Source organism: Microbacterium tumbae (assembly GCF_054780175.1).
In genome coordinates, this window is record NZ_BAAGWV010000001.1 from 1,316,079 (window position 1) to 1,331,653 (window position 15,575).

Genomic DNA, 15,575 nt, shown 5'->3' on the forward strand with positions numbered 1-15,575 from the left:
CCCGCCCGGTGCGGGCGTTTCGACTCGGTCGCTGCGCGTCCTCGCTCGACTGGCGGTGGGGGAGCGGGTCGGGGTGGATTTCTTCGGTTCGTCGGGCGTGCCCGGGTGGGGCGTTTCGACTCGGTCGCTGCGCGTCCTCGCTCAACGAGCGGGTGTGCGCGGGGCGGGTCTTCTTCCGTTCGTTGAGCGAGCCCGGCCGGAGGCCGCGCGAGTCGAAACGGGTTTCCGTCCGGCTACAGCCGATCCACCGCCGTCACGGTGATCACGGCCTCACCTGCCTCGTCGGATGCCGCGAGGTCGATCGTCGCCGAGATGCCCCAGTCATGATCGCCGGCGGGGTCGTCGAGGATCTGCCGCGCGGTCCACTCCGTCGCGCCCTCGGTGAGCAGCAGCAGCTTCGAACTGCGGGCATCGCCGCCGGTCAGGATCTCCTCGTGGTCGGCGAAGTACGCGTCGAGCGCCGCATCCCATCCCGAGACGCCGAAGTCGGGATCGAGCGCCGCGAGCGCGTCCACGTCCTCGCGGGCGGCGAGCTGCACACGGCGGAAGAGCTCGTTGCGCACCAGGATGCGGAACGCGCGCACATTGCTCGTCAGCCGCTTCGGGGCGGGCGGCACGATCGGGCCGCCGTCCGGCCGGTCGAAGGCGCCGTTGTCGGTCCCGGCGCGCAGCTCCTCCCACTCGTCGAGCAGGCTGGAGTCGACCTGGCGCACGAGCTCGCCGAGCCACTCGATGAGATCGCGGAGATCCTCGCTCTTGAGATCCTCGGGGATGGTCTGGGACGCCGCGCGGTAGGCGTCGGAGAAGTAGCGCAGCACGACGCCCTCCGAGCGGGCGATCTTGTACTGCGCGACATATTCCCCGAACGACATGGCCCGCTCGTACATGTCGCGGACGACGGACTTGGGGCGCACCTCGAAGTCGCGGATCCACGGCTGGGCGGATCCGAACGTCTCGAACGCCGCCTCCAACAGCTCCTCGAGAGGCTTCGGATAGGTGATCTGCTCGAGCAGCTCCATCCGCTCCTCGTATTCGATCCCCTCCTGCTTCATCGCCGCGACCGCCTCGCCCCTGGCGAGGAACTCCTGCTGGCCGAGGATCGCCCGAGGATCGTCGAGAGTCGACTCGATGATCGAGATCATGTCCAGGGCGAAGGTCGCCGCTTCGGGGACCAGCAGATCGAAGGCTGCGAGGGCGAACGGGGACAGCGGCTGGTTGAGCGCGAAGTTCGGCTGCAGGTCGACCGTGAGATGGATGCGCCCGTCGGCATCCTGCTCGACGATGCCCGACTCGCGCAGTGTCCGGTAGATGCCGAGCGCTCGCAGGGCGAGCACCCGCTGGCGCGAGCGCGGTTCGTGGTTCTCATATACCAGTGCGCGCATATTCCCGAACACGTCGCCGCCGCGCGCGATGACGTTGAGCATCATCGCGCTCGTGATCTGCATGTGCGAGGTGAGGGTCTCGGGCTCCGCGTCGATCAGCTTCCGGAAGCTCGGCTCCCCCCAGGAGACGAAGCCGTCCGGCGCCTTCTTGCGGATGATCTTGCGCTTCTTCTTCGGGTCGTCGCCCGCCTTCCTGATCGCGGCGATGTTCTCGGACTCGTGCTCCGGCGCCTGCGCGACCACTGTCCCGGCGGTGTCGAAGCCGGCGCGCCCCGCGCGACCGGCGATCTGGTGGAACTCGCGGGCGTTCAGCTGACGCATCCGGGTGCCGTCGAACTTCGTCAGCGCCGTGAGCAGCACCGTGCGGATGGGGACGTTGATGCCGACCCCGAGCGTGTCGGTGCCGCAGATGACGCGGAGGAGCCCTCGTTGGGCGAGCTGCTCCACGAGGCGCCGGTACTTCGGCAGCATCCCGGCGTGGTGCACGCCGATCCCCGCGCGCAGGAACCGGGACAGGGTCTTGCCGAAGGAGGTCGTGAAGCGGAACTCGCCGATGAGGTCCGCGATCTCGTCGCGCTGCTCCCGGCTCGCGATCCTCGTGCTCGACAGCGCCTGGGCGCGCTCCATGGCCGCCGCCTGTGAGAAGTGCACGATGTAGACCGGCGCCTGACCGGTGTTCAGCAGATCCTCGATCGTCTCGTGGATCGGCGTCGTCTCGTAGAAGTAGTGCAGGGGCACAGGGCGTTCCACGCCGGTGACGGTCGCGGTCTCGCGCGAGGTGCGCCGGGTGAGATCCGCTGCGAGCCCCGTCACGTCGCCGAGCGTCGCGGACATCAGGACGAACTGCGCCTGCGGGAGCTCCAGCAGCGGGATCTGCCACGCCCAGCCCCGGTCGGGATCCGCATAGAAGTGGAACTCGTCCATCACGACCTGGCCGACCTCGGCATCCGCGCCCTGTCGAAGGGCGAGATTGGCGAGGATCTCGGCCGTGCAGCAGATGATCGGAGCATCCGCGTTCACGGACGAGTCGCCTGTCACCATGCCGACGTCGTCGGCTCCGAAGATGTCGACGAGCGCGAAGAACTTCTCGCTCACCAGGGCCTTGATGGGGGCGGTGTAGTAGCTGCGGCGGCCGTGGACGAGGGCGGCGAAGTGGGCGCCGACCGCGACGAGCGACTTCCCCGTCCCTGTCGGGGTCGAGAGGATCAGGTTGTTGCCCGACACGATCTCGATGACCGCTTCGTCCTGTGCAGGGTAGAGGCGGATCCCCGTCGACTCCGCCCATTCGACGAACGCCAGGTAGACGGCATCCGCATCGGCGCCGGCGGGGACGAGGGATGCTGCGAGCGAGGAAGGCATGATCCTTCGATCATCCCCCATCGGGCATCCGACCCGCGTGAGAACAGGCGTTCACGCGGCAGCGGGCGGACGCGGCGCGCGATCGCCTGCTGCCGCATGATGGCCTGCTGCGGCGCGCGGCTCAGCCGGTGGCGGCGCGCAGCGCGATGCGGATCATGTCGCCGAAGGTCTGCTCGCGCTCGGTCGCCGTGGTCTGCTCGCCGGTGACGATGTGGTCCGAGACGGTGCAGATGCTCAGCGCCCGTCGCCCATGGTAGGCGGCCAGCGTGTACAGACCGCTGGTCTCCATCTCCACGCCCAGCACGCCGTGCCGGACGAACGGCTCGTTCAGCTCGGGACGGGTGCTGTAGAACTGGTCGCTGGAGAGCAGCAGGCCGACGTGGACGTCCGCCTCCGGCGGCTCCGACTCGCTCGCCTCGACCGCGGCGCGCAGCAGCGAGAAGTCTGCGACCGGAGCGTAGTCCAGTCCATGGAAGCGCACCCGGTTCACCCCGGAGTCGGTGCAGGCGCCGTTCGCGATGACGATGTCGCGGACCTTCAGTCTTTCCGTCAGCGCCCCGCAGGATCCCACGCGCACGATCGTCTGCACGTCGTAGTCCTGGAACAGCTCGTTCGCGTAGATCGACATCGACGGCACGCCCATGCCGGAGCCCTGCACCGAGACGCGGTGTCCTTCCCAGGTGCCGGTGAACCCCAGCATCCCTCGCGTCTCGGTGTACAGCTCGGCATCGTCGAGGAAGGTCTCCGCGATCCACTTCGCCCTCAGCGGGTCGCCGGGGAAGAGGACGACGGGGGCGATCCGGCCGGGCTCGGCGGCGATGTGCGTGCTCATGGGATCAGCGTAGAGGAGGGGGCTTACCACGATGACCGGCGGCGCTCAACGGGGTGTGCGGCCGGCGGGCCGCAGGGGGAGGGTCGGCGCATGACGAACAATGAGGCATGGACCGAACCCGTCACCGCCGACGCTCAGGCGATCTGCGAGCGGCTCGAGGCGATACACGCCCTGCTGGCTACCCTGACCGAACGGCAGGGGACCCAGGGCCTCGGATGGACCGGCGGCCCGGGCCCGGATCAACCTGAGCCGCAGTAGCTCCGACCCCGTCCGGCCGGTGTTCCGGTCGCACTCTCTGTCGTCATCTGGTGTGCAGAGCGACAGGTTTCGCGACCCAGCGCGCGTGCGGCGTGTCGGAACGACAGGGTTCGCGACCTGGAGACACCGTCGTGCTCAGTCCTCGCCGACCAGCTCTCCGCGGATCCGGCGGAGATCCTCGAGGAGCGAGCCGATGAGGATCCAATGACCGGACGCCGGAGGCGTCACCTGCAGGGGAGCGGTGAGCGCGGGGACGGCGGAGGTCAGCGCCGCAGGCTCGGGTGCGACCTCCGCGACCTGAACGGCGAGCCGCACATCGTGCCCCGCCCTGCGCAGCTGCTCGGCGATGGCGTGCACGGCGGGCTCGCCTCCGAGCTCGTCGTCGTAGTGATCGAAGTAGGCGCGGGTCATCCCGATCACCTGCGTGACGATTGGGGACAGCTTCTCGAACAGCGCGCGCATCTCGCGCAGATCGTCCCGGTGCGTGGAGCGGCGCGGATTCAAGGTCAGCGACTCCTCGCCGGCGGAGATGGACGCCTCCGCCGAGACCTGCATGGGTCGGAGCAGCCGTGCCTGCAGCATCAGCTCCTGCAGCTGCGCCTGCGTGCGGGCCGCGGGAAGGGCGGCGGCCAGCCGTGCCATGCTCGCGGCGAGCTCCCCGCCGAGCAGGCCGAGATCGCGGCGGGCGGGGTCCACGAGGACCGGGGGCACGATGACCACGTTCACGATGAGACCGATCGCGACGCCGATCAGCGTCTCCAGGATGCGATCGAGGGCGTAGTCCGGACTCGATGAGCCCAGCGCGAGCACGAGCATCGCGGAGATCGCCACCTGGTTGCCTGTGCCGGGCGTCGCCCGCAGCGCCCATGCCGCCAGCATCGCCACGACGATCGCGAGCAGCACGACCCAGCTCTGCGGACCGAGCAGCAGGCTGAGGCCGACCGCGATGAGCACGCCGGCGATCACGCCGATGCTGCGCTCCAGCGCTTTGGCGAGCGACTGGTTCACGCTGGGCTGCACGACCAGCAGGGCCGCGATGGCGGCGAACACCGGAAGAGGTCCGGGGATGAGCCAGCCGGCGATCAGCCAGGATCCGATCGTCGCGACCGCGGACTTCACGACCTGCACCAGGGAGCCGCGCTTCGCGCTGCGCACCGCCGTCGTCATCCGCATGCTCCCACGCTACTGCGCAGGATGCCGGGGCGCGGGTGACGTACCGGTGCGGGATTGTCCCCCGTTCGGGGGTCAAACGCGCGATGGGAGTGAAGCCGCCCCCGCTCGCCCGCTACGTTTCAACTCGGGGAGCAGGACACGGCAACTTCTGGGGAAGACGGATCGCGGCGCCCGCCGCGTTGGGGTAGACGCCAGGGGAGACTGACGTGAAGAAGTTCATCGCCGCATCGGCGAGCCTGGTGACGGCGGCCGCGCTGTCCGTCGCCTTCGCACCGGCCGCATCCGCAGCTCCGGGGGACGGCACCATCACGGTCACCGTGGTGGCCGACCGTGACGTCGACAGCGCATACGACGCGGCGGTGGACGCGCCGCTGAACGGGGTGACGGTCCGGTTCACGGACTCGTCCGGTCACACGTTCACGCGCTCCACGAACGCCTCCGGTGAGGTCGCGGTCACCGCCTCCGACGGGGGGAACACCCTGGTGGGAGGGCGGTACCGCATCGAGGTGACGAACCCGAGCGCCACGAACTACACCGAGGCGCATGTCCTCGACGGACATGCCTTCCCCCAGTTCTCTCCGACGACCTCGTTCGTCGACGTCTCCGATGGCGCGGCGGCCCAGGTGGCCGTCGGCTTCACCGACCTGAGGACCGTCGGCGCCGGGAACGCCACCATCTTCTCCGCGATCCAACCAGACAGCATCTGGCCCGACGCGAGCGAGACCAATGAGATCTATCGGGTTCCCTATCGCCTCGATGCGGCGGTCTCCGGCGTCACCAGCCGCATCACCACGGGGTCGGTGTACGGAATCGGACTCGACCAGGACGTGCAGCAGCTCTACGCCGGCGCCTACGCCAAGCGCGGCTCGACGTACGGTCCTGGCGGTCCTGGCGCGATCTACCGCGTCGACCCGTGGACGGGCGCCACCGAGGTGTACGCCACAGTCGCCGACGCCGGGACGACCGCGCACGACATGACCAGCACGAACGCGGCGGGTCACCAGACGCAGGACTACGACTTCCGCACCGCGGTCGGGCGGGAGAGCCTCGGCGACGTCGAGGTCACCGAGGACAGCCGATTCCTCCTCGCGGTCAACATGCACACGGACTCCGTGGTCGTGTACCCCGTTCAGGAGGCCGCCGGCCCCGCCCCGCTCCAGACGCTGCCGATCCCTGCGATCGCATGCGCGGCCGACGAGGACTGGGCCCCCATGGCCCTCGCCGAGAACGACGGCAGGATCTATGTCGGCGCCGTCTGCGGTGCGACCTCCGCCACGAGCGTCATCGAGTACGGCATCTCGGATGCCGGTGAGCTCTCGGCGACCGGCGTCGCCTGGACGGGCGACCCCATCGTCACTCCCGGTCGCGCCGGAGTGGCATCCGGAAACCTCGCCGTCTCCGCCACCTGTCGCGACGCGGACTGGCTCCCGTGGAGCGATGATGTGGCTCAGGACTGCATCAATCGGGCAGCGGCCGCCACGCCGATCAATCCGGCGGGGCAGGGGCTGGCCGGTCAGTTCTCCGTGCCGCAGCCGATGCTCTCTGACATCGCTTTCACGGAGACCGGCGGGCTGCTCCTGGCCTTCCGCGACCGCGGCGGCGATCAGTACAGCACCCTGCTGTACTACGGCACCCGGGACGACGGCCGCGCCGCATACTCCGCCTACATCGCCACCGGCGACATCGTCGGCGTCTGCGCCAGCGGGTCCTCGCTCGACTTCGACTGCCGTGGCGACCTGGCGCGAGGCGGCGACTTCGACGACTACGGCGGCCTCCACAACGAGGCGGCGTTCGGCGGCTTCGTCCATGTCCCGGGTACCGACCGCATCGTGATCAACGAGATGGACGCGACCGGGCTCTGGACGAACGGCCTGCGCGCCTTCGACCCGGCCACGGGAAACCAGGCCGCGGGTTCGACGGGAACGGCGAACCGCCTCGTCACCGGTGACTTCCAGAAGGCGCAGGGTCTCGCGGACATGGAGGCGCTGGTCCTGGAGGCGACCCAGCAGATCGGCAACCGCATCTGGCTGGACGACGACGAGGACGGCATCCAGGATCCGGACGAGCCGATCGCCGCCGGAGTCCTGGTCTCGCTCTACGACGTCGACGGCACCCTGATCGCGACGACCGAGACCGACGAGAACGGCGAGTACTGGTTCGACACGGACGACGGCCTCCTGCCGGGAACGCCGTACCAGATCCGGCTCGACCGCGCCGAGGACTTCGAGGCGGGCGGCCCGCTCGCCGGCGTCGCCCTCACCGGCACCGCCGTCGGCTCCAACCGGAACATCGACAGCAACGGCTCGACCCGGACGGTGGGCGGCGTCCCCACCGTCGTCGCGGACCTCACCACGCCGGCCGAGCACCGCAACGACCACTCGATCGACTTCGGGTTCATCCCCGCCAAGGTGTCGATCGGCGACTACGTCTGGATCGATGCTGATGACGACGGTCAGCAGGATGCGGGAGAGGCGCCGGTCGCCGGCATCGCGGTGCGGCTGCTGGACGCCGACGGCGAGGAGGTCGGCTCGACGACCACGGACGCGGACGGCTACTACTCCTTCACCGATCTGCGCGCCTCGAGCGACTACACGGTGGTGTTCCCGACCACCGTGACGGTCGACGGCGCCGTCTACCGCCTCACCGAGCCGGCCCGCGGCGCGAGCGCCTCCGACTCGAACCCCGCCGTCGCCACCGGCGAGGCTCCGGTGCGCACCCCCGAGTCGGGGAACAACCTCGGAACGCCCGGGGACGCGGACGACCCGACGATCGATGCCGGATACATCCCGGTCGTCTCCGTCGGCGACTACCTGTGGATCGACGACGACGGGGACGGCATCCAGGACGACGACGAGATCCCCGTCCCGGAGGGCACCGAGATCCGGCTGCTGACGCCGGACGGCGACGAGGTCGCCACGACGACCACCGATGCCGACGGATACTACGTCTTCCCGGATCTGCCCGGCGGCGCCGACTACGTCATCGAGTTCCCGACGTCGATCACGATCGACGGCATCGAGCACCCGCTGACCTCGCCGGGACAGGGCGACGACGACGCGGCCGATTCGGACCCGGATCCCTCGGACGGCCGCGTGGACATCACGACGCCGGCATCCGGGCAGAACTCGACCGAGCCCGGTGAGGCGGACGACCCGACGATCGACGCCGGCTACACGCCGAATGTCGTCTCGATCGGCGACTATGTCTGGATCGACGCGGACCGCGACGGCGTCCAGGACGCGGGCGAGACCCCGGTGGCCGGCGCCACGGTGCGACTGCTCAGCGCGGACGGCGAGACCGAGATCGCGACGACGACGACCGACGAGAACGGGTTCTACTTCTTCGCCGACCTGCCGGCCTCGACGGATTACGTCGTGGAGTTCCCCACCACGGTCACCGTGGACGGGATCGTCCACGCACTGACCGTTCAGACGGCGGGCGACGACACGTCGGACGACTCCAACCCCCTGCCGGCGACGGGCCGCGCGCCGGTCACGACGCCCGCGGACGGCGACAACCTCACCGGCCCCGGTCAGACCGACGACCCGACGATCGACGCGGGATACTCCGCGCCGCTCGTGTCGATCGGCGACTACGTCTGGCTCGACCTGGATGCCGACGGCATCCAGGAGGAGGGCGAAGCACCGCTCCCCGGCATCATCGTCGAACTGCGCAGCGCCGACGGCGAGACCGTCATCGGCACAGCGGAGACCGATGAGAGCGGCTACTACGCCTTCACCGACCTCGAGCCCGGCACCGACTACCAGGTCGTGTTCCCGACCACGGTGACGATCGACGGCATCCGCCACGAGCTGACGCAGCAGGTCGGCGGCGAGACCTCCGCCGAGGACTCGAACCCGACCCCCGCCACAGGCATCGCCACCGTCACCACGCCGCTGTCCGGGAACAACTCCGGTGAGCCGGGCGAGGCGGACGATCCCACGATCGATGCCGGCTACACGCCGACCCTCGTCTCGATCGGGGACCACCTGTGGATCGACGCGGACCGCGACGGCATCCAGGACGAGGACGAGACGCCCGTCGCCGGAGCGACGGTGCGGCTGCTCACCCCGGACGGCGAAGAGGTCGCGACCACCACGACCGACGAGAACGGGCACTACGCGTTCGGGGACCTCACGAACTCGACGGACTACGTCGTCGAGTTCCCCCGCACCGTGCCCTTCGATGACCGCGAGTACTCGCTCACGTCCCCGGGCGCCGGCGACGACGATGCGGCCGACTCCAACCCGGACGTCGCCACGGGCCGTGCGCCGGTGACGACGCCGGTGACCGGCTCCAACTCGACCGAGCCCGGCGAGGCCGACGACCCGACGATCGACGCGGGCTACATCGCCCCGCTCGTCTCCATCGGCGACTACGTCTGGATCGACACCGATCGCGACGGCGTGCAGGACGTCGGAGAGGCGCCGATCCCCGGCGTCGAGGTGCGCCTTCTGACGCCGGAGGGCGAGGAGATCGCGACGGCCACGACCGACGAGAACGGCTACTACGTCTTCCCGGATCTGCCGACCTCGACCGACTACATCGTCGAGTTCCCGACGACGGTCACGGTCGGCGGCGTGGACATCCGTCTCACGACGCCGGACGCGGGATCGGACGACGCGGCCGACTCGGATGCCGACATCGAGACGGGCAGGGTGAACGTCACGACGCCGGCCGCCGGCTCGAACTCCACGGAGCCCGGTGAGGCCGACGACCCGACGATCGACGCGGGCTACCTGCCGTCGCTGGTCTCGGTGGGCGACTACGTCTGGCTGGACGCGGACCGCGACGGCATCCAGGATCCGGGCGAGAAGCCCCTCCCCGGCATCGAGGTGAAGCTCTACGACGCCGACGGCGAGCTCGTGAAGACGACGACCACCGACGAGGACGGCTACTACGCGTTCACCGACCTCCTGCCCGGCACGGAGTACTCGATCGAGTTCCCGAAGACGGTCGTGATCGACGGCGTCGCCCACGACCTCACGCCGCCGGACAGGGGAGACGACGACGGCCGAGACTCGGACGTGGACCCCGAGACGGGCCGGATCACCTTCACGACGCCGCTGAGCGGCTCGAACTCGGGGCTCCCGGGTGAGGCCGACGGGCCGGACATCGACGCGGGCTACGCGCCCAGGGCGGTCCTGGCCGGCACCGGCGCTGCGACTCCGTGGCTGATCCTGGCCGCGGCGATGACGATGCTGCTGCTCGGCGGGACCATTTCCCTCCGGCGCCGACGGGTTGCATGACATCGATGCGGGTGCGGGGACGTGGGGCCCCCGCACCCGCAGGCCCTTCACGGCGAGCATCCGGGTGCGGATGAGACGGAGCCTCGTATCCGGCCTCGTCACGGCGCTCGTCGCGATGACGCTGGCGGGATGCGCTCCTGAGGACGGAGCGCCCGTCGCGACGTCGGAAGTGGTGCGCGTTCCCGAGGACGCGAGCCTCTCGGAGGCGGGAACCCTCGTCGCCGACGGCGGGATCATCCTCATCGCGCCCGGCATCTATACGGAGAGCCTCGAGGTCTCGGCGGACGATGTGACGGTGCGCGGTGAGGATCGCAACGACGTCGTCATCGACGGCGAGCTCGTCCGCAGCAACGGGGTGGTCGGCACCGGGGAGCGCATCACGGTGGAGAACCTCACCGTGCGCGATCACCTGCAGAACGGCGTGCTCATCACCGGCGCCACGGACGAGGACGGGGCCGGCGTCGCGCGAGGTCCGGACGGCTATCTGCCGGATGACGTGCCCGACCCCGTGCCCGGCTATCTCGTGCAGGCCGTGACGGCGGTGAACAACGGCCTCTACGGCATCTACGCCTTCAACCGCACGGACGGCGTCATCCGCGACAACCTCGCCAGCGGCGGCTCCGATTCCGGGATCTACGTCGGCCAGTGCGCCGAATGCCGGGCCGTTATCCAGGACAACGTGATCGTGAGCAACGCGGCCGGCCTCGAGCTCGCCAACGCCTCCTCGGTCGTCGTCACCGGGAATCGCATCGTCGGCAACCGTCTCGGCATCAGCGTGCTCAGCAACTATCTGGAGGCGCACGGACCGACGACCGGAGTGCAGATCGTCGGCAACGTCGTCGCCGACAACAACGAGCTCGAGACCCCGGAGCAGGCCGGGGGCGCCTTCGGCGTCGGGATCGGCCTCGGCGGCACGGTGGACGGGGAGGTGAGGGCGAACCTCATCGCCGGCAACGATGCGGTCGGTCTCTGGATCACGTCCTCGGAGGACTTCGCCCCGATCGGGACCGTGGTCGACGGCAACGCGTTCGACGGCAACGCCCTGGACGTCGCCTTCGCCCCCTCGGCGGCCGCCGCAGGATCCGGAAACTGCTTCGTCCTCGGTCCGGAGGTCTCCACGGAGCCGATCGGCCTCGAGGGATGCGCGAACGCTCCCGGTGAGCTCCTCCCGCCGGAAGGGCCCCGCGGCGTGATCTTCTCGCAGGTGCCGCCGCCCCCGGAGAGACCGGGTCTCGACGAGGTCGACGAGACGCCGCGCTCCCTGCCGGCCCGCGTCCACCCGCCCGATCTCTCCATGGTCCCCGTCCCCTCCGCGGACCTTCTCGCGGACCCGGCGCCGTGAGGCGTCCGATCGCGGTCGCCGGGCTGCTCGCCGTCGCACTGGCTCTGACGGGATGCCGGGCCGGGCTGTCCGAGGCCGGCGAGCCGCTCACGATCGAGCAGTCCGAGATGCTCGCGCAGGCCCGCTTCCGCGTCGCCACGGAGGGAGCGCGTGTGCTCGAGATCAGCATCGGCGCGGCCGGCGACATCGATCATCTCGAGCTGGATGTCACCTACGATCCGGTTTCCGACGCCGCCTGGGGGACGATGCTCCGCGGCCCGGAAGGCCTCGCGGTGACGGAGCGGGTCGCCTTCTCCCCCGACGCCTTCGCGCAGCTCGCCGGCGGGGAGTGGACGGTCGGCGACCTCGCCGCCGGCCCCAGTCCGATGCTGGCCGTCGTGTTCGTGCTCTCGTCCGACCGGCCGGAGAACGCGCAGCTGCTGCGCCAGTCCGATGCGCGCTTCCTCGGCTCCGTGGACGTCGACGGCGAACACCAGCAGGTATACCGGATGCCGAGCGCCGACGGCGGGAGCGTCGCGACCAGTCGGCTCTGGCTCGACGAGGACGGCCGGATGCGGCGTGTGGATGCCGGGGACGACGAGGCCCTCGTGATCCTGCTCACCGACGAAGAGCCGCAGCCTCCGCCGGACGGCCTCGTCATCGGGGAGGGCGGGGCCGCCGATGGCTGAGGGACCCGTGCGCGACACCGCGCCCGGGGGCACGACCCGCCGAGCGCTTCTCCTCGGAGCCGGGGCGGCGGTCGCGACAGGCGTGGCGGGCTGGGCGCTGCGCGGTGCGGCATCGGATCCACCCGGCGCCTCGAGCACGCCGCCGCCCGCAGCGGATGTGGAGGCGGACGACCGTCGCGCGGGGATCACGGCGCCGGCGGTGCCGCAGCGACGCCTTCTGCTCCGCGTCCTCACGATCGGCGGGATCGAGGCCTCCTCGCTGCCGGCACGCGTGCGAAGCGCGATCGACGGTCTCCCCGCGGCGCCGGCCGACGCCGGCGAGCTCACCGTCACCGTCGGGTATGCGCCCGCGCACGCGCGCGCACTCTGGCCGGACAGGGCGTCCGCAGCATCCGATCTCCCCGCCTTCGCCGGCGACGACGCGGGAATCGTGACCGGCGGAGACCTCGTCGTGCAGGTGTGCGCGGAGACGGCGTCCGCCGTGCGGGACGCTGCCGACGCGGTCGTCGCCTCCCTCGGCGCCGCCGTGCTCTGGGAGCAGGGCGGGTACCGGGACGCGCCGTCATCGCGAGGGACCGCCCGCACATCGACCGGATTCATCGACGGCATCATGAACCCCCGCACGAAGGAGCAGCTCGAGGCGGGCGTCTGGGCGGACACCCGGCATCGCGACACGCATCTCGTCGTGCGCCGTATGCGCATCGATGCCGAGTTCCTGTCGAGGCCCGTCGGCGACCAGGAGCAGGCGATCGGCCGGGAACGAGGATCGGGGGCGCCGCTGTCCGGCGGCACGGCCGAGGACGAGGTCGACCTGTTCGCCAAGACCGCGGACGGCCGGCTGCTCACGCCGAAGGCCAGCCATGCGCGCCGGGCGCATCCGGGCAACGTCGGGCGTCCGCTCATGCTCCGCCGCAGTTACAGCTTCGACCCGCAGGAGGGCGCGGGACTGCTGTTCATCGCCTTCCTGTCGGATCCCGGGACCTTCGTGATGACGCAGCGTCGTCTCGACGAGATGGACGAGCTGATCGCCCATACCGCCACGGACGCCTCCGGATGCTTCTTCGTGCCGGGCGACGCTCCCTGAGCTGCTCCGGGCGTAACGGTTCCGTCTCCGGTACTGAGGCGATCCTCACCCTCTGGTAAATTAGGGCAGGCTTACCAAAGCTTCGGCGCATCTCGCGCCACTCCACCTGTACCCGACTCGAAAGGGATGCCCGTGCGCACCTCCCGTCTCCTGAGCATCGGCGCGGCAGCGGTCCTGGCCTTCGGCCTCGCCGCCTGCTCCTCGTCCACGCCTGAAAGCACCGATCCCGGCAGCGACTCCGGCACCGCATCCGAGGGGAGCTTCCCCGTCACCGTGGAGCACGCCTTCGGCGAGACCACCATCGAGCAGAAGCCGGAACGGGTCACCACGATCGGCTGGGGCAACCAGGACGTCGCGCTGGCCCTGGGCTTCGCTCCGGTCGGCGTCGACGACCAGACCTGGTCGATGGACGGCTCCGACGGCCTCGGCGTGTACGACTGGACGCTGGACGCCTACGCCGACCTCGGCGCCGAGGAGCCCGTCGTCTTCTCGACGGCGGACGGAACGGACTTCGAGGCCGTCGCCGGCACGCAGCCCGACGTGATCCTCGCCGGGTACTCGGGGCTGACCGAGGAGGACTACGCGACCCTGAGCGAGATCGCCCCGACGATCGCGTACCCGTCGGACTCCGCCGCGTGGCTCACGCCGTGGCGCGATGTCATCCGCATCGACTCCGAGGGACTGGGACTGGCGGACGAGGGCGAGGCGCTGGTGGCGTCGCTCGACGAGCAGATCGCCGATGCGACGGCAGACTCCGCGTTCGAGGGCAAGAGCGCGGCGTTCTTCTACATGAGCGCCGCCGACCTCTCCACGATCTCCATCTACGGCGAGGGCGACTCGCGCACCGCCTTCCTCGGCGACCTCGGCTTCGAGATCCCAGAGATCGCGAAGGGCAACGACACCTTCTACGCCGACATCACGGCCGAGAACGCCGATCAGCTCGCCGACGTCGATGTCATCGTCAGCTACGGCGTCGGCGACGAGCTGCTCACCGCGCTGCAGGCCGACCCGCTGTGGAGCACCCTCGACGCCGTGAAGAACGGTGCGGTGGTCACCGTCGGTGCGGGAGACGCGCTCAGCGGCGCCGTCACCCCGACCGCGCTGTCGATCCCGTGGATGCTCGAGGACTACGTCGCCCTCCTGGACGCCGCCGCCGCACAGGTTCAGTGACCGCGGCTCCACCCGTCGACGACGAGCGTCGCGCCTCCGCCACTCGGGCGGGGGCGCGACGCCGCGTCCTCATCGTCGTCGGAGCGCTCCTCGCCGTGGTCGTCTCCGTGGTGATCTCGCTCTCGTTCGGCTCCCGGCCGGTGTCCATCGAAGAGGTCGTCGCCGGCCTGTCCTCCTGGCTGCGCGGCGAGATCCCCGAGGACATCGGCGCGATCGCCGTGCAGCAGCGAATTCCGCGCACCGTGCTCGCCCTCGTGGCCGGAGCCGCGCTCGCGCTCTCCGGCGCGCTCATGCAGGCGATCACCCGCAACCCGATCGCCGACCCCGGCATCCTCGGTGTGAACACCGGCGCCGCCCTCGCCGTGGTGTGCGGCATCGCCTTCTTCGGCATCACCTCCGCCTTCCAGTACCTCTGGCTGGCGCTGATCGGAGCCGCGCTCGCCGCGATCTTCGTGTACATCGTCGGATCCGTCGGCGCCGGGGGCGCCACCCCCATCAAGCTCGCCCTCGCGGGCGCCGCGACGACGGCCGCGCTGTCCTCGCTCGTCAGCGCCGTGCTGCTGCCGAGGCTGGCGGCGATGGACGTGTTCCGCTTCTGGCAGGTGGGCGGCGTCGCGGGCGCGGACTGGCAGACCATGGCCACCATCGCGCCCCTGCTGCTGATCGCCGTCGTCGCCGCCTTCCTGTCCGCGCCCGCGCTGAACGCCCTCGCCCTCGGTGACGACGTCGCCGTCGGTCTCGGTGTGAAGATCGGTCGCACCCGGCTGATCGCGGCGATCGCCGGCGTCGTCCTCTGCGCCGCGGTCACCGCGGTCGCGGGTCCCATCGGCTTCGTCGGGCTCATGGTGCCCCACGTGGTCCGCATGCTCGCCGGCCCCGACCAGCGCTGGCTGCTTCCCCTTTCCGCGCTCGGCGGCGCGGTCCTGCTCACCCTCGCCGACACGATCGGCAGGCTCATCGGCTATCCGGGGGAGACCGAGGCCGGCATCGTCACCGCGTTCGTCGGCGCTCCCGTGCTGGTCGTCATCGCCCGTCGCACCCGGATGAGGGCCCTCTGA

Annotated in this window: 10 protein-coding genes; 7 read left to right on the forward strand and 3 right to left on the reverse strand. The window is 70.4% G+C overall.

Translation table 11 applies throughout. From position 1 onward, the window contains the following. Positions 1-233 precede the first annotated feature (233 nt). Both ACYVGQ_RS06090 and deoD read right to left on the reverse strand, forming a co-directional pair. Positions 234-2,741 carry a DEAD/DEAH box helicase gene (locus tag ACYVGQ_RS06090; RefSeq protein WP_460783659.1) on the reverse strand — a complete coding sequence of 836 codons (2,508 nt, stop codon included), beginning with the start codon at positions 2,739-2,741 and terminating at the stop codon, positions 234-236. A gap of 121 nt (positions 2,742-2,862) precedes the next feature. After that, positions 2,863-3,573 carry a purine-nucleoside phosphorylase gene (deoD, locus tag ACYVGQ_RS06095; RefSeq protein ID WP_460783660.1) on the reverse strand — a complete coding sequence of 237 codons (711 nt, stop codon included), beginning with the start codon at positions 3,571-3,573 and terminating at the stop codon, positions 2,863-2,865. A gap of 90 nt (positions 3,574-3,663) precedes the next feature. Here deoD and ACYVGQ_RS06100 point away from each other — a divergent pair, with 90 nt between their 5' ends. Beyond that, a complete protein-coding gene (locus tag ACYVGQ_RS06100) occupies positions 3,664-3,831 on the forward strand; it encodes a hypothetical protein (RefSeq protein ID WP_460783661.1) in 168 nt (55 codons plus the stop codon). Positions 3,832-3,966: 135 nt separating this feature from the next. On the opposite strand, the gene ACYVGQ_RS06105 is transcribed toward ACYVGQ_RS06100, so the two are convergent. Continuing rightward, complete coding sequence (locus tag ACYVGQ_RS06105) at positions 3,967-5,004, reverse strand: FUSC family protein (protein WP_460783662.1); 1,038 nt, start codon at positions 5,002-5,004, stop codon at positions 3,967-3,969. 206 nt (positions 5,005-5,210) lie between these two features. On the opposite strand from ACYVGQ_RS06105, the gene ACYVGQ_RS06110 reads away from it, so the two are divergent. From ACYVGQ_RS06110 to ACYVGQ_RS06135, 6 genes are all read left to right on the forward strand, one after another. Then, the gene (locus ACYVGQ_RS06110) at positions 5,211-10,253 is read left to right on the forward strand and encodes an SdrD B-like domain-containing protein (RefSeq protein WP_460783663.1); all 5,043 of its coding nucleotides are present in this window, start codon (positions 5,211-5,213) and stop codon (positions 10,251-10,253) included. Positions 10,254-10,323: 70 nt separating this feature from the next. Beyond that, complete coding sequence (locus ACYVGQ_RS06115) at positions 10,324-11,595, forward strand: NosD domain-containing protein (protein ID WP_460783664.1); 1,272 nt, start codon at positions 10,324-10,326, stop codon at positions 11,593-11,595. Beyond that, a complete protein-coding gene (locus ACYVGQ_RS06120) occupies positions 11,592-12,263 on the forward strand; it encodes a hypothetical protein (RefSeq protein WP_460783665.1) in 672 nt (223 codons plus the stop codon). The genes ACYVGQ_RS06115 and ACYVGQ_RS06120 overlap by 4 nt, the downstream gene beginning before the upstream one ends. Beyond that, complete coding sequence (locus ACYVGQ_RS06125; RefSeq protein ID WP_460783666.1) at positions 12,256-13,347, forward strand: Dyp-type peroxidase; 1,092 nt, start codon at positions 12,256-12,258, stop codon at positions 13,345-13,347. Before ACYVGQ_RS06120 ends, ACYVGQ_RS06125 begins: the two co-directional genes overlap by 8 nt. Before the next feature lie 126 nt (positions 13,348-13,473). Further along, entirely contained in the window at positions 13,474-14,517 is a 1,044-nt protein-coding gene (locus ACYVGQ_RS06130) for an iron-siderophore ABC transporter substrate-binding protein (protein WP_460783667.1), read from the forward strand. Continuing rightward, entirely contained in the window at positions 14,514-15,575 is a 1,062-nt protein-coding gene (locus ACYVGQ_RS06135; protein ID WP_460783668.1) for a FecCD family ABC transporter permease, read from the forward strand. Before ACYVGQ_RS06130 ends, ACYVGQ_RS06135 begins: the two co-directional genes overlap by 4 nt.